Genomic DNA, 18,560 nt, shown 5'->3' with positions numbered 1-18,560 from the left:
CATGCTAACCATTCCGTGGTGGCCGCGGGGGCACTTCCGCGGAGGTCACCGGGTGCGGCCGGACGCTCACCGCCGCACATGCGTGACCGGCATGATCGAACTCCATACCGAAGAGCTGGGCCGCGGGCCTTCGACGGCCGGAATGCGACCCGGGTTGGCTAGGGTTGAAGGTGGTATGGGGGAGGAGCACATGGGCGGCGTCTTCATCAACTACCGGACCGGGGACGGGGACTGGGCGGCGACGTTCGTGTCGCGGGAGCTGGCGGCGAAGTTCGGGCCCGCGAACGTCTTCTTCGCCAGCAAGTCCATCCGGGTGGGCGAGGACTTCGTCACGCGCATTCTCGACCGGCTGCGCCAATGCGAGGTCTTTCTGGCGGTGATCGGCTCCCGGTGGCTCACCGCGACCGACCGGCAGGGCAACCGCCGCCTGGACAACTCCGACGACTGGGTCCGCCGTGAGATCGCCGAGGCGTTCAAAGCCGGGCTGCGGGTCATTCCGGTGTTCCTGGACGGCACCCCGCCGCTGACCGAGGCCGATCTGCCCGCGGAAATCGGGATGCTCGCCCGCTGCCAATACCTGCGCCTGCACCACCGCAACGACGACCGGGACATCGAACGGGTCCTCGACGAACTCACCGAACTGCTGTCCAGCGCCGAGGTCATGCCACGGGGAAAACCGGACGATATCGTCGCCCAACTGAAGAAAGCGCTCACCGAATCGAACAGCAAAGTCGCGGACATGGTGCACACCGCGACCGTCAAAGCGCTCGACGCACTGGGCGAAAGCCGATACCCGGTCACCGTGCGGTTCCCCGACCGGGAAATGCCCGGGAAACTGGCGGAACGGCTGGTCTCCTACGAACGGGACATGACCGAACTGCTCCGGCTCGTGGCCAACGGAATCGCGCACGGAGACTCCGGGCACGACGAACTCTGGGTCCGGGTCGTGGAACGGCTGCTCAACCGGGTGCGGCGCCGGATCTCCGGGCCGTGGATCTCCGCCGAGGCCTATCCCGCGCTTTTGCTCAGCTATGCAGCCGGTATCGCGAGTACCGCGACCGGCCGCGAGGACATCGCATACCAGGTGTTGATGTCGGCCAAGACCGGTGACACCCCGGCGATTCGCTCGCTGGGGCTGCGGCACGTGGTCGATCCGAGGTACGCGGCGGAGTTCCCGGAATGGAACGGCGTCCGCTACTACCACCCGCTCAGCCGTCACCTGCGCAAATCGCTGCGGCCGATCTTCGCCGACCTGCTCGACGAACACGAGTACGAGTACGCCTTCGAAGAATATGAATACCTCCGCAGCCTCCTCGAACTGCACGACTCCGCCTTCGCCTCACTCGGCGAGTTCGCCTACTCCCTGGCCAATGGCCACTCCGGCGTGCACGTCCGGATGAACACCCGCCTTGCGGACGGCTCACCGCTGCTCAAGGCCGGTGCCTTCGACGGCGACCCGACCCACGTGACCGCGGCCCGCCACCAGCTCGAAGCCTCCATTCGCGGCCGCTACCGCTAAGGGAGCGTGCAGCGAACCCGGCCGATGCAGCCGCTTTCGCCCTTCGTCGAGGTGTTCCGGCCACCATCGGCGACACCACGTGGCTCCGCCTTGATGTCGAACCCGATGTCGTCGCCGGTGTTCTCGGTGATGATCACCGAACGGCCCTCGACGCCGGGATCGACGAAAAGGCCACCGGAATCGGCCTCACCTGCCGTGCCGTTGCCCTGGAAGGTGTTGTGGATGACGGTGACCTGCCCGCCGCCGCCCTTGACGGCCAAACCGTAGCCCGGCGCGTTCTGGAAAGTGTTGCCGGTGATGGTTCCCTTGCTGCCCGACTCGACGGTGAAGCCGGTGAAGACGTTTCCCGAGATGGTGAAGTTGGCGTCCTTGACCGAGTTGAACGTGTTCGGTAGCGATGTGTTCCCGGTGAGCGTCAACTGTACCGGCGACATGGTTCCCAGGCTGATGGTGCTGTTCTCCACGGTGAGCGAAGAGCATCTGCCCCCAGTGCCGTCGGCGATGGCTCTCACCTGCGCAATGGCGTCCGCGGTGATCGTGATGTTCGATGTCGGCGCCTGATTGAACCGCTGGCAGAAGAAGTTCGCCGCGTTGATTGTGCCACCCGCGATGGTGCAGTCGCTGTTGCCCGAGCACTGCATTTTCGTCACCGGGGCCGTCGGGGTGTCATGGTATGCGATGGCCGAGTTGTTGACGGTCACCTTGGAGTTGTCGTCGAACACGAACCCCACGGCCCCTTCCAGGGTCATTCCATTCAAAATGGTGCCGGGAGCGCGAGTGGTCCGGACATCGCCGCCGACGAGAGTGGTACCCGAGTCGAATGACGAGGACAAGATATGGACGCCGGAAAGCGTCACCCCGGAAGCATCGGTCACGTTGATCCCGGTGGCGAAATTACTGATATTCCCGTTGAAAATCTTGCTGCCTGAGCCGTGCACCAGGATTCCAACGCTGCCGTTCGGGTCCGGACGCTGCGCCGAGATCGTTTTCCCCTGGAGGTCGAGCGTGATGTTCGGCGCGGCCAGCGTGAGCGTGGCGCCCTGGCCAGGGCAGATCAGGTCCCGGTCGAGACTGGCGCTCGCGGTGAGCACGGCGCCGCAGTGCACGGGCGGAAGCTTGTCCGCCACCGCGATGCTGCGCTGCTCCGGCACCCGCTGTGCGCCCCTGACCAGCGTCAACGTCACCTGATACGTCCCCGGTGTGGCGAACGTGTGCTCGAACGAGTGCTTGTCGGACCCCACCTCGAAGCCCTGCGGGCCGCGCACAGCCCACTCCCAGCGGTCGGTCCGGCCGAAAACGTCGGCGCCGAACGACACCGGCTGGCCCACCACCGGCGCGGCCGGAGTGATGATGAACCTGGTGATCCGCGGCGGGGCCTCCAGCGGATCGACGGTCACCGTCGTGCTCGTGATCGGGACGGCCTGGCCGGAGGTCAGCGTCGCGGCCACGCTCACCAGGAACTGACTGGGCCGATCCCAGTGATGGCGCACGTTCACCCCAGTGGCGTTGGTCCCGTCGCCGAACGTCCACCGCGCACTGGCGATCTCGGCCGAGGCGACGACGGTGAAGTCGAAGTCGTCGCCCACCAGGCCGTGGTCACTGGGCTTCACGACGATTGCCGCACCCGGCCGAACCGGGGTGTTCGGGTCGTTGCCTGGGCCGCTGATCGGCGGCTGCTGGCCGGTCCGGTTGGTGTTGGGCGGCGCGTTCGGCGGCCGGCGGGTGTCGTCACGGTTGTTGGCGACCTGGGCTGGGTAGAGCCTATCCGGCTTGGAAGTGTCGTACTTGACCACCGCCCGCACCCGGCCGTCCAGTTCCAGCACGCCCGCCTGGTCGGTGTCCGGGTCGTTGTAGAAGATCACGCCGTCCCGGGTGAGCAGCTCGAACTTCACCGGCCGGTCGAACAGCTGCTTCTCGACGACGACCCGCATGCTCGCCAGGTCGACGATCCAGACCCGGCCGGTGGCGTAGTCCGGGACGATCGCGTGCTCGTGCGCCTCCAGCGGCGCGCCCAGCTGGCCGGCGCCCGTGCCCAGCGGAATCGGGGCCGCGCAAGAGGATGTGCACACCATGAGCAGCCCCCGGGAGGCGACCGAGATCAGCATTCGTTGCTGCCTGGGCGATCCGCTCACCGCGACGACGTCGTCCGGCCGCAGGTCGGGCTGGGCCGACCGGTCCACCTCACCGGTCGACGGGTCGAGGAACGAGACCTGCCTGCCGGGCACGTCCATCAGCGCCGGTGCCCCGTTGGCCACCGTGAGCTGCGTTTTCCCTGGTGTCCCAGCGTGTCCGCGGGACTGGCGGCCGCCGTCGAACCACACCAGGTCACCGGTGCGGTCGTCGAAGACCCAGAGGTGGCCGTTGGCGTCCACCACCGAGCCGTCCGCGCCGATCTGCGCGGCCAGCGGCTGCGGCGCCCCACGTGGCGTCAAGGTGACCGGGTCGGCCGGGGCGAGCAACCCGCGGGCCGAGTTCAACGCGTGCAATGTCTCTGGAGTGGGGAAGATCGTGTCGGCCATCGCGGGTGCCGAGCGGGTGACGTCCTGCGTCGCGCCGTCCACGCGGATCACCGAGCCGTCGTGCCGGTTGACCGCGTACCCGTTGGATTCTTCTTGTGACACAGCAAGAGGGCTGCCTGCGGGGGCGACGTTCACCCGCGCGGCGACCTCGGCGGAGGCGCCGTCCAGCAGGGTCATCTGGCCGACTTTGTTGGACGCCAGCCATGCCGAACCGGCGTGCAGCTGGAGCTGCGGCGCCTCGTGTGCCTCCTGCGACCCCACCACGACGACCGCGGTGAGGAACCCGGCGACGGCTGTGGCCACCGCGCCGATCCGGATCCGCTTGCGAGTGATCACCCGACCCCCAGTCTTTCCAGGTTCCTGCGGCTCTGCCGGGTGTCCCGGCGGGTGGCGAGCAACGGCCGCGGGTCGAACCGGGTCCACAGCCGCCGCGGCGAGAACCGGCCCGGGGCGAGGGACCGGCGGATCTCCGGCTCCAGTTCCCAGGCCCGCTCGCCGTCCTCGTCGGTGACCTGGTCCGGCGCGAACACCGCCTTAGTCGCCAGCGTGGCCAGTGACCGGACCGCCCCAGTGTTCCCAAGCAGCACGGCGATCTCGTCGGCCGTCGCCGAGATCGGGAACCTGATCCCGCGCTCGCTCAACCGATCCGTCACCTCACGCCACGCCCCCAGCACCCGGTCCGCGCCCAACGCCTTGCGCCGGCGCCGCCTTCGCCGCGCCTTCGCGGCAGCGGTGCAGATCGCTCCCACGATCCCAAGCCCGGCAACGCCTATCGCCGCGAACGCCGTCGTCCGCAGGGCCGCACCCCAGCCGTTGCCGCCCTCACCGGACGTGTCCGGCTGCGGACCGAGCACCGGTGGCGCGGCGAGGGGCGGGTTGTCCTGCGGCGGGCCGATGACCGGGCTGTCCGACTGGGTACGGCGGTCGCTGACGTTCCGGGTCGGGTCGGTGGGTTCGAACGGGACCCAGCCGTAGTCGTCGAAGGCCACCTCGGCCCAGGCATGCGCCTCGGCGGTGGTGACGATTCCGTTGGCAGGCACGCGATACCCGACCGCGACCCGCGCCGGGAACCCGATCGCCCTTGCCAGCACGGCGAAAGCGGCCGCGTGCTGCTCGGCGTACCCGAGGTCGTCGCCCGGCTGCGTGCCGGTGAGCAACCTGGTCAACGCGCCGTACGAGTGCCCTGGATCGGCGTCGAGGCTGTAGGGCAACGACCGCAGGTACTGTTCGATGGCCACGAGCTGCCCGTAGGGCGCGGTCTGGGAACTGGTGAGCTCCTGGGCCATCAGCTGGATCTGGGCCGGCAAACCCGGTGGCAGCCTCGTGTACGGCACGAACCGCGCCGAAGCACTGGGCAACGCGAGCGTCAGGGAGTCGTCGCGGACGCTGATGTCCCCGGCGACGGTGTACCGCAACCCACGCGGATCGTTGTCGGTGGTGGCAAGGACACCGGCGGTGGCGCTGAACCCGATCCGCCCGGAGCCCGCCTCGGCCGAGTCGAACCGGGTCGGCCGCCCGAGCGCGGGCAGGAACGGCCCGCCCAGGTCGTCGATCTCGATCGCCGCGGACACCGGCACGGTGTGCGGCAGCGGCTGGTCCGCGGCGAGTTTCCGGCCCGCGACAACGAACTTGTCCGCTGAAGTCCACAGTGTCCCGTTGTAGTCGTCCAGCGCCGCGGTCCGGATCCGGTCTATCTGGTGGTCGGGCTGAACGGTGAACAACCGGCGCGCCGGCTGTTCCTTCAGCTGGTTCTTGACCTGTGCCAACGGAGTGAGCGTGTCGGCGATCGCGACCGGCGGCGGATGCAGGTCACGCGGGTCGAACCGGTCCTGCCCCGAGGCCAGCGGCAGGAACAACCCACCGGCGACGCCCAGCGCGGCGATGACGGCGATCACCGGCAGCCCGAACGCCAACCCGCTCGCGGTGGTCCGGTCCGAACCGTCGATCCGCCCGGCCCTGGCCATGATCAGCACCAGGATCCCGCCCAGCAGCAGCGCGGTCGGCAGCACCTGCACGCCCGGCCGGTTGCCGACGAGCAGCAACGCGATCACGAACGCGGCCAGCGGTGGCGCGATCGGCGCGAGCACGGACTTCGTCCTGGTGAGCCGGCCGGCCAGGATCGCGGCGACCCAGGTGACCAGCACCGGCGTGATCAGCAGGTCGCCGCGCACGTCCGCGGGCAGGCCGATGGTGAGCATCCGCGCCCACCCGCCGAGCACGCCCCAGAGCAGGTCCTTGCCGGTGTCGAGGGTCGGTAGCCCGTACCGCAGGCTGTCGGTGAAAACGCCATACGTGGCAACGAGAAGGAACCCGGCGAACCCGGTGATCAGCAGCGGGCCGGTCCGCCGTACGGCCGCGACGAGCACTCCACCGGAGGCCGCGGCGGCCAACGGCGGCAGGTAGTCCGGGGTCGCGAAGAACTGGCGGTAGAGCAGGCTCGCGCCCAGCAGCGCCAGCACGCACGCCGCTGCCTCGACGAGAACCGGGATCCGCCTTCTCATCCGGGCACCAGCTGGTTCCACACGGCCGCGAACCGTTCGCTGGTCGGCGCACCGACCGAGATGACTTCGCGCGGCACGACGTTGTGCGTGGTCGTGCCGATCTGCGCCAGCGTCACCGTGAGGAACCGGGGACGCAGAGAAGCAAGCAGCTCAAGGTGTTCCGCCGCGGGCCGCCCGGTGACGACCGCCAGCGCGGCTCCGTCGGTGAGCACGTCGTGCACGATCTCCGGCAACGCCGCCAGCCCGGGATCCTCGTCCGTGGGGTGCACAATGGACAGCTGGTCCAAGGCGGCGGTGGCATTGTCCGTCCACTGTGGAGCACGTGGGCCCTCGCCGGTGACCCGCAGATCGAGCGGGAACCCGGCGTCGACGGCGGCGACGCACAACGACGCCGCGACCCGCACAGCATCCTCGAACGACCCGTCACCGTACGATAACGCGCTCGTGTCGAGCACGATCAGCTGACGCGGTTCGTCCGGGATCACGTTGTGCCGCACGACAAGCGTGCCGGTCCGGGCGGTGGACTTCCAGTCGATCAACCGCCAGTCGTCGCCGGGCTGGTAGTCCCGCAGGCTGTGGAACGCCACCCCGCCCTGCGGCGACCGCGCGGTGGTCGGCCCTTCCACGTCCCGCGGCCCGCCGATCGGGACCGGCACGATGTGGTGCACCTTGGGATGCACCAGCAGCACCGAGTCCTCGCTCGCCGTCCGGCCGATTCGCAGCAGCCGCAACGGATCCGAATGGCCGATGGTCAAAGCCGGGATCTGGTAACGGCCACGGCGCCCGGTCGGCAGCGGATACGTTGTCTCGTGCACACTTCCGGCGCCGATGCTGGGCAACGGCACACTCACCCGCTGGTCGGCGACGGTCTCGGTGACCACCAGCGGCGGGCTGCGGCGCGGCCCGGTGTTCGTCACCGTCAGCACACCCCGGGCCGACGAGCCCTCGGCCACCCGGAACGGCAGGATCTCGCGGCTCACGCTCAGCTGCGGCCGGGCGATCATCCACAACGCGGCCACCAGCAGCGCGACGGCCCCAGCGAGGCCGATCATCACCAGCTCCGGGTAGTCCATCAGCAGCCCCGCCAGCAACAGCACCGCCGCGGCGATCGCGACCACGGCGCCGGTCCTGGTGATCATCGTCCTGATGCCCGCGGCACCGGCGCGCTGGCCAGGATGTCCTCGATGATCGCCTCGGACGTCTGCTTCTGGATCTTGGCTTCCGGCGTGAGCAGCAGCCGGTGGCCGAGCACCGGCACGGCGACGGCCTTGACGTCGTCGGCGGTGACGAACGAGCGGCCGGTCGAGATCGCGTAGGCCTGGGCGGCGTTGGCCAGCGCGATGCTGCCGCGCGGGCTGACGCCCAGCTTGACGTCCGGGTGGTTGCGGGTGGCCCGCGTGATGGTGGCGATGTAGCGCTGCAGCTCGGGCGAGACGTGCAGGTCCTGCACCGCCTGGATCATCAGCCGCAGGTCGTCGAGCTCCATCACCGAGCGCAGCTCCTCGGGCGTGCGCCGGGCGATGCCGTCGGCGATGATCGACACCTCGTCGGCCAGCTCGGTCGGGTAGCCGATGGTGATCCGCATCATGAACCGGTCGAGCTGGGCCTCGGGCAGCGAGAACGTGCCCTGGTGCTCGATCGGGTTCTGCGTGGCGATGCACAGGAACGGGTCCGGCACCGGCCGCGGGTCACCGTCCACTGTGACCTGTCGCTCGGCCATCACCTCGAGCAGCGCCGACTGGGTCTTCGGCGAGGCCCGGTTGATCTCGTCGCCCAGCAGGATGTTCGCGAACACCGGGCCCTCGCGGAACTCGAACCGCCCGATGGCCTGGTCGTAGACGTGCACCCCGGTCACGTCCGAGGGCAGCAGGTCCGGCGTGAACTGCAAGCGCTTCACCGTGGTCCCGGCCACCGACCGCGCGATCGCCTTGGCCAGCGACGTCTTCGCCACCCCGGGCACGTCCTCGATCAGCAGGTGCCCCTGCGCGAACAGGCACACCAGGGCCAGGTGCACGGCCTGCGGCTTGCCCCGGATGAAGTCGTCGATGTTCTTGGAAACCTCCAGGAAACGCCGCTGGAAGATCGCCTCGTCCGCCACCAATTCCCCCGACTCGTGGTTATGAAACCGGCGCGTGCAGCGCCGAGGTCAACCGGGGCTGGAGCTCACGAACTGGTTTGTGGGATGACCACCTGGCCAGCGTACGGGCGAGCCGGCGCAGGTCGAACCGGATGGTCGCCGAGTCCACCAGCTCGGCGCTGTCCAGCACGTCTTCGGCGAGCACGCAGGCCTGGTCGATCTCACCGGCCGCGGCGTGCGCGAGGGCGCGGCGGGCCCCGAACCGGGTGTGCGCCCGGCGGCCCATCGCGGGGGTCAGGTTGGTGTCGAGCAGCTCGGCGGCCTGGCCGGGCCTGCCCAGGTCATACAGGCACCAGGCGGTCACCAGCGGGCCCATCGAGGTGATCGAGGTCGTGCCGAGGACCATGCCGTCCGAGGCGCCGACCGACTCGAGCAGCTGCACGGCGCGGTCCAGCGTGGACCGGCAGTTGCGGTCGTCGCCGGCCAGCGCGTGCCCCTGGGCCTCGCGTAACGCGGCCATACCGCGGATCCGGGCGGGCGCCTTGGCGTCGGCCTGCGCCTGCTGGGCGAGCTCGATGGTCTGGACCGCGTCCTCGCGGTAGAGGGTGATCAGGGCGTGCCGGACCAGGCTGTGCGCGGCCACGTCGTGGTCTCCCGCGGCGCCGGCCATCTCCACGGCGGTGCGGGTCCACCAGAGCGCGGCCTTGTCGTTGCCGGTCTCCTGGGTCATCCAGCCGGTGTACTCGGCGTACCGCGAGGCCAGCCGGAGATACCGCTCGCGGGTCTGGCCCTTGGCGACCATGGCGAGCTCGCGCAACGTGTGGGTCTGCGCGATCAACGAGGGCAGCACCATCACCGGGCTCATCGTCTGGCCGATCTTCCGGTGCTGCTCGAAGATCGCCTGGAACGCCTGGAGGTTGGACTCGTCCTGCACGGCCGCGGAGGCCCGCCGCTCGGTCAGGCCGAGGGTGAGCAGCGCCGCACCGGAGGCAAGGGCGTCACGGCGGCGCACCGGGTTGAACCAGGTCGAACCCCCGGAGTCCAGGTTCATCATCCACACCTCGCCCGTCCACGCCTCTTCCGGGCTGTCGGGCCTGGTGGCGGCCGTGCCGGGCTGGGTGATCAGCGCGGTGAGCATGCCCTCCGCGCCGAGCGCCGCGTCGCACCGACGGGCCAGGTCGATCCCGGCGGCCTTCGCCCCGGTCTCGATCTTGCTGAGATATCCCTTGCTGTAGTGGACACGTTTGGCCAGTTCCGACAGCGACAGTCCGGCGGCCAATCGAGTACGCCGCAACTGCTCCGCGAACAGTCTGGACCCCTCGTCCATGCTCACCCCAGGTGTTGCCCGTTTCCTAGCCCCGAGTCGACATTCAACGCCTAGCGCGTGCGTTGGTCTTCATCGCATCCTGTATCCGGACACAGCGGGGAGCAAGACAGACTACCACGAGTGACGATTTTCACTCTTGCTAGTGACAGCAGGAGGGGGGTCGTGGCAGCCTGCACACACTGGTCTGGTCCATGTGGGGGGAAGGTCGGCGGGGCACGCCCGCCGGCCACCACTTCGGACCGTCGTCCTTCACGATCCGGGGTGCAGTCTTGATCAGCAGACCGTTCGCGCGCATCGGCGCGCTCCTGGCCACCATCGCCCTGGCCATGCCCGTTGTACCGGCCGCCGCCCAGCAGGATGCCCCCATCGACGTGAAGATCGTGTGGGACAAGACGGTCTACGAGTCCGGTGACCCCCTCACGGCCACGGTCACGCTGACCAACACCAGCTCGGCAGACCTGGAGAAGATCAGGGTCAAGGACTTCGTGTCGGGCTCCCAGCTGAGGTACTCCCTCGACGACTGGGCCGAGTTCGGCACCTACTCGACCGGCGGCACCCTGCACGCCGGTCAGAGCCGGACCTTCACCCTCAACGGGCGCAACCCCAGCGCCGAAGGCACGGACGTCAGCCTCGCCGGGGACCTGTTCACCGACGTCACCGGCCACAACCTCACCCACTACTACTCCGACGTTCCGGTGACCAAGACGTACGGCGTCGTGAGCGGCATCGCCTACGCGGACCGCAACACCAACGCCCGGTTCGACCCGGGTGAGGAGCAGCCCAACGCGAAGGTGACCGTGGGCTACTACGGCGGCTGGGAGGACTACGAGACCGCGGCGGACGACACCGGCCACTTCGCCATGACCCTCCCCACGGTCGAGTACGCCATCGAACCGACCGAGACCAATGGCTGGACGACGACCGGCCCGCGGTTCCGGCTCACCAAGGCGGGTACCTCCGACCTGAGGGTGCGGATGGTGCGGCCGATGAAGGACCTGCTGAGTGCGGCGATCACGTTCGACGAGCGCCAGTACCGGGTCGGCGACACCGCGCACCTCACGGCGACGTTCAACAACAAGACCGACTTCCCGATCTACAAGGTCACCGCCAACTGCAACACCCTCGGGGACGACTACGCGCTGTTCGGCCACGGCCCGGGCTGGGGCGACCTGTCGACGGACCGGGAGGGTGTGATCCTGCGGCCGGGCACGACGATCATCAAGATCACCGACGTCGTGCTGCCCGCCGCCCAGGCGGCAGGCGACCTGAAGGTCAACTGCAACTTCGGGTACGCCGGCATGCTGGACTACCTCAACAACCCGGAGTGGGAGGACAACGTCGACGTGCCCGGCGGGTTCGGCGGGCTCGAGGGGTCGATGGTCTATCAGTCCGGGGCGGACGACGAGCCCGTGCCCGGGGTCAAGGTCGTCCTGCTGGACAAGCGGTTCTGCCAGCTGGGTGAGCGGGTGACCGACTCGAACGGCAAGTTCGTGTTCGACCACGTGCCCGCGGGCCTGTGGGGAACCCTGCCGCTCTACATGTACCCGCCCGACGGCTGGATGATGCGCCAGGAGAACCCGGACCGCGATGTCCATGTCGTGGAGGGCGAGGTGTCGTCTCGGGTCTTCCGGGTCTTCAAGGGCACCGGCCAGGTCCCGGTCATCCCGGCTCCACCGGCCGACTGCGGCACCAAGCCGACGCCACCGACTTCGCCGACTTCCCCCACCTCGCCGACGTCTCCCACTTCGACGTCCACATCCACATCGACCTCGTCGCAGTCCACCAGCACACAGCCGGCTTCCTCGTCCAGCAGCACCACCCAGACGACGCCGGCGACCACCGATCCGGCGCCGCAGGCCAAGGGACTGGCGCACACCGGGGCGAACCTGCAGCAGCCGATGCTGTTCGCGGTGGCGGCCCTGATCCTGGGGATCGGCCTGGTCCTGGCGACCCGGCGACGGCCGGGGAAACAGTAGCGTCCGGGGGCCGGTCGAGCAGCGCTCCCGGCCCCCCATGTCTACTGTGGACAGGCGCGCGAATCGAATCGCCCCAACCACAACAGCCACCTGGTAGCGTGGCATGCCGCCCAGGACCGGTGTTTCCCGTTTCCTCACGCGCGGGCGACGAGCAACCACTGTGGTTTCCCCCCGCGCTCGTTCATGATCTAACAGACGGAAAGCCGCGGCGGCGAGCCGGTGGTCGATTGGGGGTATCACCGGCTTCCCGCCCCGGGTGGGAAGGTCCGTCGCCCCGTGAGCAGCGATCAGTTCGACGGGGAATCGCGACGTGAGTGTCACCGTCGTGACGCCGCTGAAACAGCCCGGCCCGGGCAGGGGACGCCCGGGCCGGGCTGTTTCCATTCGCGGCCCGTCGTGGCGAAAACAGGGAACGGGTTACGCCATCTGGACCAGTACCCTGTTTGTCTCATGTGGACGATCATTTCGGCGAAGTTGTCCACAGTGTGTGTACAGGCCGATCATCCACAGTCCCAATAACTTCTGCCTCGGGATCGGGTCCGGCAATCCACAGCTCGACCCGGTTATCCACAGAGTTGTCCACAGGTGGGAAACCGGGCCAGACGAACGGCGGGTACCGGCGGACTCATGCGTCCCCCTGAATGGAACGAAGCCGTCAAACCCCTGCGAACGGCACATTCAGGAGGAACCCATGAAGCTCCTCGCCGCCCTGCTGCTCGTCACCGGGCTCACCATCAGCCCGGCGCAAGCGGCACTGGCAGCGCCGGACATTCCCGTGGCGAACGTCCAGGCGCACCTCAACGAACTCCAGCGGATCGCCAACGCCAACGGCGGCAACCGCGCACACGGCCGCCCCGGCCACAAGGCCTCGGTCGACTACGTGAAGGCCAAGCTGGACGCGGCCGGCTACCAGACCCGCATCCAGACCTTCACCAACAGCGGCGCCACCGGCTACAACCTGATCGCGGACTGGCCGTTCGGCGACGCCAGCCAGGTGATCATGGCCGGTGGGCACCTGGACAGCGTGACCCGCGGCCCGGGCATCAACGACAACGGCTCCGGCAGCGCCGGTCTGCTCGAGGTCGCCCTCACCGTCGCCCGGCAGAACGTCCGGCCGGCCAAGCACCTGCGGTTCGGCTGGTGGGGCGCGGAGGAGCTGGGCCTGGTCGGGTCCACCTTCTACGTCAACAGCCTGACCAGCGCGCAGAAGTCGGTCATCAAGGCGTACGTCAACTTCGACATGACCGGCTCACCCAACCCTGGCTACTTCGTCTACTCCAGCTCCGGCCAGCCCAGCGGGTCGCTGGCGATCGAGGACCTGCTCGAGGCCGGGTTCGCGGCCAAGGGCGTGCCGACCGAGCTGACCAGCGTCGGCGGCCGGTCCGACCACGCCGCGTTCGCCCGCGCCGGCATCCCGACCGGTGGCACGTTCAGCGGCGCCGAGGTGCGCAAGACCGCCGCGCAGGCGCAGAAGTGGGGCGGTCAGGCGAATGTCGCGTTCGACCGGTGCTACCACCAGGCCTGTGACACGTCGGGCAACATCAACGTGACCTCGCTGGACCGGCACACCGACGTGATCGCGTACGCGCTGTATTCGCTGATAGGCGCGTGACACCGGCTTGCGGGCACGTGGTGAACTGGCCGCGTGCTCGCAACCACGTTCTACCTCCAGCAGACCAGCCCTGACCAGCTGCGCCCGGCCCGGAAACCGGACATCGACGTGCGGGTGGTCCGGGCCGAGGAGATCTCACCGGAGTTCAACCAGTACCTGTACGCCGCCGTGGGCAGCGACTGGTACTGGACCAAACGCCGCGACTGGACGTGGCAGCAGTGGTACGACTTCCTGACCAGCACGAACCAGCAGACCTGGGTGGCGTGGGTGCGTGGCACGCCCGCTGGGTACGGGCTGCTGCTGCCGGGCGACGGCGAGGTGGAGATCAAGGACTTCGGGCTGGTGCCGTCGTTCATCGGCCGGGGCCTCGGCGGGCACCTGCTCACCGAGGTGCTCCGCCGGGCCTGGGAAGTGCCTGGCACGCAACGGGTCTGGCTGCACACGTGCACTCTGGACGGTCCGCACGCGATCAAGAACTACGAGGCGCGCGGGTTGTCCATCTACCACCAGGAGGAGACCGTGGAGCAGGACGGCATCGTGCTGGAGCCGTGGCCCGGCGCTAGTCGTTCGCGGCCTCCTTCACCCGCGTGACCAGCTGGGTCGGGTTGACGAACCGCAACGCGACGAGCAGCAGCAGGACCGTGGACAGCATGTAGACCACCGCGATCGCGTCCACGGTCTGGTCGGCGCGGATCCCCGCCCCGCTCTTGGCCGCGTACAGCGCCACCACCAGGGTCTCGCTGTCCGCGCCCGAGGTGAGGAACGTCAGCTCGAACATGCCCACCGTGCGCACGAGCACCATCACCGCGCCGGCCAGGATCCCGGGCAGCAGCAACGGTCCGAGCACGCTGAACATGATCCTCGGCGTGCCCGCCCCCAGGGTCCTGGCCGCGTCCTCCACCCGCCGGTCGACCTGTTCCACGAACGGTGTCATGGTCAGCACGACGAAAGGCAGTGACGGCACCAGGTTCGCCAGCACCACACCGGTCATGTTGCCGCCCAGACCCCATTGGTAGAGCAGGGTCGCGAGCGGGATGCCGTAGGTGATCGGCGGTACCAGCAACGGCAGGAGCAGCAGCAGGCTGACGATCTTCTTGCCGGGGAACGTTCTGCGCGCGAGCACGTACGCGGCGGGGACCCCGAGCAGTACGGAGATCAGCACCACGAGCAGCGCGACCTCCAGGGTGACCAGGAGGGTGTTGCCCAGGCCGAATTCCGACCACGTCTGTTCCCACCACTTCCCGGTGAACCCGGCGGGCAGCCAAGTGCCGAGCCAGACCGTGCCGAACGAGCTGACCACGACCGCGACGATCAGCGACGTCACGAACGTCAGGAAAACGGCCACTCCCGCCCAGGTGAGCCAGCCACTGGGCGACAAGACGACTTTCCTCATCCCTTGCCTCCCGTGGCCGGCCCCGTGTACAGCAACGACCGCGCGCCCAGCACCAGCACGACGAAGATGAGCTGTGCCGCGGCAAGCAGCATCGCCACCGCCGACCCCATCGACGGGTCGAGCCGCTCCTGCGCCTCCTGGTACGCGATCAGCGCGAGCACCCGCGACGACCCGGAGGGATCACCGAGCAGCACGGCCGAGGGGAACACCGAGAACGCCATCACGAAGTTCAGGCACAACGTGACCGCGGCACCGGGCAGGAGCAGCGGGAAGATCACGTACCGGAAGCGCTGACTTCGGTTGGCGCCGAGCGTGGCGGCCGCGTTCTCCAGCGAGGGGTCGATCCCCGAGGCGTACGCGAGCATGAGCAGGAACGCGAACGGGAACCCGCTCACCACAAGGGAAAGAAAGACACCCCACCAGTTGTTGGTCAGCCGGATCGGGTCGTCGATGAGCCCGAGCCCCAGCAACGCCTTGTTCAGCCAGCCCGCCGGGCCCAGCACGTTCAGCATGCCGTCCGCGAGGAACACCGTGCCCAGACTGACCGGCACGACCAGCGCGGCCGCCAGCAGCCTGCGGCCGCGGAAGGCCCGCCGCATCCGCACGGCGATCGGGACCGCCGCGAACACGTTGACGAAGGTCGCCGGGACCGCGATGACCAGTGTGTTCAGCAGGCTGCTGTAGTAGTACGGGTCGGAGAAGAAGGCGCGGTAGTTGTCGAACGGGTTGGTGAACCGTTGCGGCGACAGGGAGAGCCGGATCCCGAACACGAACGGGTAGACGAACAGCACGAGGACGACGACCACCGCGGGCACGGCCAGCAACAACCGGAGATCCACACCCCGTTCGGCCAGCCGCAGCCGCAACGACGGCTGCACCACCGTGGCCGTCATGTCTCCTCGCCGAAGATCAGCAGGCGTTCCGGGTCGATGCCGATCTTCACCTTGTCACCGGGGGACATCGGCTCGGCGGAGACGGCGTGCAGCGCCTGACCGGACGGAGTTCGGACCTCCAGCAGGAACTGGCGGCCGTGGTACTCGACCACCTCGACCGTCACCTCCAGCGCGTTCGTCGTGATGCCCGCCCGGAGGTCCTCCGGGCGGCACATGGCGATCGCGGCGCCGGTGACCGTGGACCGGCCGGTCAGGCGGATGTCGTCGGCGACGAAGCCGTCCGGGCCACTGGTCCCGGTGATCCGGTTGCGGAAGCCCATGAAGTCCGCGACGAACGGCGACACCGGCTCCAGGTACAGCTCCTCAGGTCGGCCGATCTGCTGGACCTGCCCGTCCTTCATCAGCACCAGCCGGTCCGCCAGCGACAACGCCTCCTCCTGGTCGTGGGTCACGTAGATGGTCGTGAGGCCCAGCTCCTGGTGCAGGCGCTTGATCTCGGTGCGCATCTCCAGGCGGAGCTTCGCGTCCAAGTTGGACAATGGTTCGTCCATCAGCACCAGCGGCGGTTCCAGGACGATCGCCCGCGCGATCGCGACCCGTTGCTGCTGCCCACCGGACAGCTGACCGGGATGCGAGCGAGCCAGGTGCGAAAGATGCACCATGGACAGCGCCGTGGCCACCCGCGAGGCGATCTCCGCACGCGGCACCTTCCGCATGCGGAGTCCAAAAGCGACATTCCGTTCCACCGTGAGGTGCGGGAACAACGCGTAGTTCTGGAACACCATGCCGAAACCGCGGTTCTCGGCCGGCTGGGTGTCGACCCGCTTGCCGTCCAGCGTGATGGTGCCCGCGGTCAACGGCAGCAGGCCGGCCAGGCAGTTCAGCGCCGTCGACTTGCCGCAGCCGGACGGGCCGAGCAGCGCGATGAACTCACCCCCGGTGATGGTGAGGCTCAGCCCGTCCAGCGCGGTCACATGCCCGAACCGCCGGCTCACGCCGGACAGTTCGAGCGACGTGATCCGTGGCACTACTTCTTCACCTTGCTTCCGCCGATCTCCCGGTCCCACCGTTCGAACGCGGACACCATCGCGGTGGCGTCCAACGGGGTCTCGATCGGGTTGTTGGCGATCAGGTCCGCGTACTCCGGCCGGCCGAACTCGGAGATGGCCTTCTGCGAGTCCGCGGGCGCCATGGACAACGGCACGTCCTTGACCGCCGGGCCCGGGTAGAAGTAGCCCTGGTCGTAGGTCTGCGCCTGGGCCTCCTTGGTGAGCATGTACTTCATCAGCTCGTACAGCACATAGCGCTTCTCCGGCGAGACGCCCTTGGGGACGACCATGTACTGCGCGTCCGCGACCCAGTGGAACCCTTGCAGCGCACCGGTCTTCATGTCCTTGGGCACCTGGCCCAGCGCGCGCGGGTTGATGTCCCAGCCAGTGGTGGACAGCACGATGTCGCGCGTCCCCTGGGAAAGCTCCTTGAACACCGCCGAGGTGCCCGCCGGGTAGTACTCGACGTACTTGCCCAGCTCGGCCAGGTACGCCCAGGTCTTGTCCCAGCCGCCCGCCGGGTCCTTCGGGTTCTTGTCCCCCAGCAGGTACGACAGGCCCATCAGGAACGTGCGGCCCGGCCCGGAGTTCGCCGGCCGCGCGTACATCACCTTGTTCGGGTGTGCCTTCGCGTAGTCCAGCAGCTCCTGCGCGGACTTCGGCGGGTTGGGCACGGTCGCCGGGTTGTACTCGATCAGCGGGCCGGACGGGTAGTACACGACGATGACGCCGTTACCCGCGGCCAGTTTCTGCATCCGCTGGGCCGGTTCCTGCAGGGTGTCCTCGAAGGACCCCAGCACCGGCCGGGCGTTGTCGGCCACCTTCTCCCACAGGTTCTTCGATGCGCCCGCCGCCAACGCATCGGTCCCGGTGAGAACGAGGTCGATCTCCACCCGGCCGGCCTGCTGCTGGGCGTCGATCTTGCCCGGCAGTTCGGGGGCGGTGGACCTGGTGAACTCCACGCTGGAGATCAGGTCCTTGTGGTCGTCCCGGAACTTCTCGATCGCCTTCTGGGTCAGCTGCAGGTTGCCCGCGACGTCCGCCACGGTGAGTTTCACCGGCTGGCTGGGTTTCCTGACCGGCTCGGCGGCCGCGCTGGACTGGGACTGGTCGCCCTGCGCGGGTTGCTTCTGCTCGGGGGCGCCGCAGGAGGCCGATAACAGTGCGGCACAACAGATGGCCAGTAACAGCTTCGTCCTCATGGCCCTCCTCGCGGCGTCGGTGCCGCCCTCGGGGAATCATCGGATGAATACGTTTACATCTGTTACATCCTACCGCTGCTGTCAATGGGCCGGGTGGCGCCGGCGGGGTGTTCGCTGAGCGATAAATCGTTGGACGCGCACCGGGGATTTCGGCAGAATTAGTGCTGTCAGAACCGAGGGGAGAGGGTCCGATGAACATCTGGTGCAGCGTCGGCCGACGTGCGGATGACGACCGCGACTGGTTCGTTCCCGCAGGTCAGGAGTGGCTCGGTATGTGAGTAATTGTCGCTCACATGCGTGAGCCGCCGATTCGTTAATTCGAGTCGGCGGCTTTTTAAATGTCCTCGTAGCTCAGCTGGATAGAGCGTGGCGTTACGGCCGCCAAGGTCCGGGGTTCGACTCCTCGCGGGGACGCCGGCCCAGCACGGGTGGGTCTGGTGGAGAACTGAACAGTGGGGTGCTGGTGGGGACGGGGCCGTGCTCCCGTCCCCA

General features: G+C 68.5%; 13 protein-coding genes and 1 tRNA gene. 5 read left to right on the top strand and 9 right to left on the bottom strand.

Annotated elements, in window-relative coordinates; genetic code table 11:
• Positions 1-175 precede the first annotated feature (175 nt).
• On the top strand, positions 176-1,519 hold the full coding sequence (locus tag AB0J95_RS03345) for a toll/interleukin-1 receptor domain-containing protein (protein ID WP_364751628.1): 1,344 nt from the start codon (positions 176-178) through the stop codon (positions 1,517-1,519).
• On the opposite strand, the gene AB0J95_RS03340 is transcribed toward AB0J95_RS03345, so the two are convergent.
• From AB0J95_RS03340 to AB0J95_RS03320, 5 genes are read right to left on the bottom strand one after another with little or no spacing between them, the layout of a single operon-like run.
• Entirely contained in the window at positions 1,516-4,374 is a 2,859-nt protein-coding gene (locus tag AB0J95_RS03340; protein ID WP_364751625.1) for a PKD domain-containing protein, read from the bottom strand. The genes AB0J95_RS03345 and AB0J95_RS03340 overlap by 4 nt on opposite strands.
• Positions 4,371-6,539 carry a transglutaminaseTgpA domain-containing protein gene (locus AB0J95_RS03335; protein WP_364751622.1) on the bottom strand — a complete coding sequence of 723 codons (2,169 nt, stop codon included), beginning with the start codon at positions 6,537-6,539 and terminating at the stop codon, positions 4,371-4,373. The genes AB0J95_RS03340 and AB0J95_RS03335 overlap by 4 nt, the downstream gene beginning before the upstream one ends.
• A complete protein-coding gene (locus AB0J95_RS03330) occupies positions 6,536-7,678 on the bottom strand; it encodes a DUF58 domain-containing protein (RefSeq protein WP_364751620.1) in 1,143 nt (380 codons plus the stop codon). The genes AB0J95_RS03335 and AB0J95_RS03330 overlap by 4 nt, the downstream gene beginning before the upstream one ends.
• Positions 7,675-8,637, bottom strand: a complete 963-nt coding sequence (locus AB0J95_RS03325; protein WP_364751617.1) for a MoxR family ATPase — start codon at positions 8,635-8,637, stop codon at positions 7,675-7,677. Before AB0J95_RS03325 ends, AB0J95_RS03330 begins: the two co-directional genes overlap by 4 nt.
• A gap of 19 nt (positions 8,638-8,656) precedes the next feature.
• Positions 8,657-9,943 carry a helix-turn-helix transcriptional regulator gene (locus AB0J95_RS03320; protein WP_364751614.1) on the bottom strand — a complete coding sequence of 429 codons (1,287 nt, stop codon included), beginning with the start codon at positions 9,941-9,943 and terminating at the stop codon, positions 8,657-8,659.
• A gap of 269 nt (positions 9,944-10,212) precedes the next feature.
• On the opposite strand from AB0J95_RS03320, the gene AB0J95_RS03315 reads away from it, so the two are divergent.
• The 3 genes from AB0J95_RS03315 (at position 10,213) to AB0J95_RS03305 (ending at position 14,122) form a co-directional block, all read left to right on the top strand.
• Positions 10,213-11,919 (top strand): hypothetical protein, encoded by a 1,707-nt coding sequence (locus tag AB0J95_RS03315; protein ID WP_364751611.1) that lies wholly within the window; start codon positions 10,213-10,215, stop codon positions 11,917-11,919.
• 691 nt (positions 11,920-12,610) lie between these two features.
• Positions 12,611-13,531, top strand: coding sequence for a M28 family metallopeptidase (locus AB0J95_RS03310; RefSeq protein WP_364751609.1), 921 nt, complete (start codon positions 12,611-12,613; stop codon positions 13,529-13,531).
• A gap of 33 nt (positions 13,532-13,564) precedes the next feature.
• The gene (locus tag AB0J95_RS03305) at positions 13,565-14,122 is read left to right on the top strand and encodes a GNAT family N-acetyltransferase (protein WP_364751607.1); all 558 of its coding nucleotides are present in this window, start codon (positions 13,565-13,567) and stop codon (positions 14,120-14,122) included.
• Here AB0J95_RS03305 and AB0J95_RS03300 read toward each other — a convergent pair.
• The 4 genes from AB0J95_RS03300 to AB0J95_RS03285 are packed head-to-tail and all read right to left on the bottom strand — an operon-like array spanning position 14,091 to position 18,068.
• Positions 14,091-14,924 carry an ABC transporter permease subunit gene (locus tag AB0J95_RS03300; protein WP_364751605.1) on the bottom strand — a complete coding sequence of 278 codons (834 nt, stop codon included), beginning with the start codon at positions 14,922-14,924 and terminating at the stop codon, positions 14,091-14,093. The genes AB0J95_RS03305 and AB0J95_RS03300 overlap by 32 nt on opposite strands.
• Positions 14,921-15,817, bottom strand: a complete 897-nt coding sequence (locus AB0J95_RS03295; protein WP_364751602.1) for an ABC transporter permease subunit — start codon at positions 15,815-15,817, stop codon at positions 14,921-14,923. The genes AB0J95_RS03300 and AB0J95_RS03295 overlap by 4 nt, the downstream gene beginning before the upstream one ends.
• A complete protein-coding gene (locus AB0J95_RS03290; RefSeq protein WP_364751599.1) occupies positions 15,814-16,845 on the bottom strand; it encodes an ABC transporter ATP-binding protein in 1,032 nt (343 codons plus the stop codon). The genes AB0J95_RS03295 and AB0J95_RS03290 overlap by 4 nt, the downstream gene beginning before the upstream one ends.
• Positions 16,845-18,068 (bottom strand): extracellular solute-binding protein, encoded by a 1,224-nt coding sequence (locus AB0J95_RS03285; protein ID WP_364751596.1) that lies wholly within the window; start codon positions 18,066-18,068, stop codon positions 16,845-16,847. Before AB0J95_RS03285 ends, AB0J95_RS03290 begins: the two co-directional genes overlap by 1 nt.
• A 340-nt stretch (positions 18,069-18,408) precedes the next feature.
• Between AB0J95_RS03285 and AB0J95_RS03280 the strand changes: the two genes are divergently transcribed.
• A tRNA-Arg gene (locus AB0J95_RS03280) sits at positions 18,409-18,482 on the top strand.
• Positions 18,483-18,560: the final 78 nt, after the last annotated feature.

Origin of the sequence: Actinocrispum sp. NPDC049592 (assembly GCF_040675465.1) — a bacterium.
Lineage (GTDB): Bacteria > Actinomycetota > Actinomycetes > Mycobacteriales > Pseudonocardiaceae > Kibdelosporangium.
Note: the sequence above shows the minus strand (reverse complement) of the source record. Positions and strands in the feature narration are given on the sequence as shown.

Coding starts and splice junctions, on each gene's coding strand:
- AB0J95_RS03345 (WP_364751628.1), top strand. CDS start 176: ATGGGGGAGGAGCACATGGGCGGCGTCTTCATCAACTACCGGACCGGG.
- AB0J95_RS03335 (WP_364751622.1), bottom strand. CDS start 6,539: ATGAGAAGGCGGATCCCGGTTCTCGTCGAGGCAGCGGCGTGCGTGCTG.
- AB0J95_RS03330 (WP_364751620.1), bottom strand. CDS start 7,678: ATGATCACCAGGACCGGCGCCGTGGTCGCGATCGCCGCGGCGGTGCTG.
- AB0J95_RS03320 (WP_364751614.1), bottom strand. CDS start 9,943: ATGGACGAGGGGTCCAGACTGTTCGCGGAGCAGTTGCGGCGTACTCGA.
- AB0J95_RS03310 (WP_364751609.1), top strand. CDS start 12,611: ATGAAGCTCCTCGCCGCCCTGCTGCTCGTCACCGGGCTCACCATCAGC.
- AB0J95_RS03300 (WP_364751605.1), bottom strand. CDS start 14,924: ATGAGGAAAGTCGTCTTGTCGCCCAGTGGCTGGCTCACCTGGGCGGGA.
- AB0J95_RS03295 (WP_364751602.1), bottom strand. CDS start 15,817: ATGACGGCCACGGTGGTGCAGCCGTCGTTGCGGCTGCGGCTGGCCGAA.
- AB0J95_RS03285 (WP_364751596.1), bottom strand. CDS start 18,068: ATGAGGACGAAGCTGTTACTGGCCATCTGTTGTGCCGCACTGTTATCG.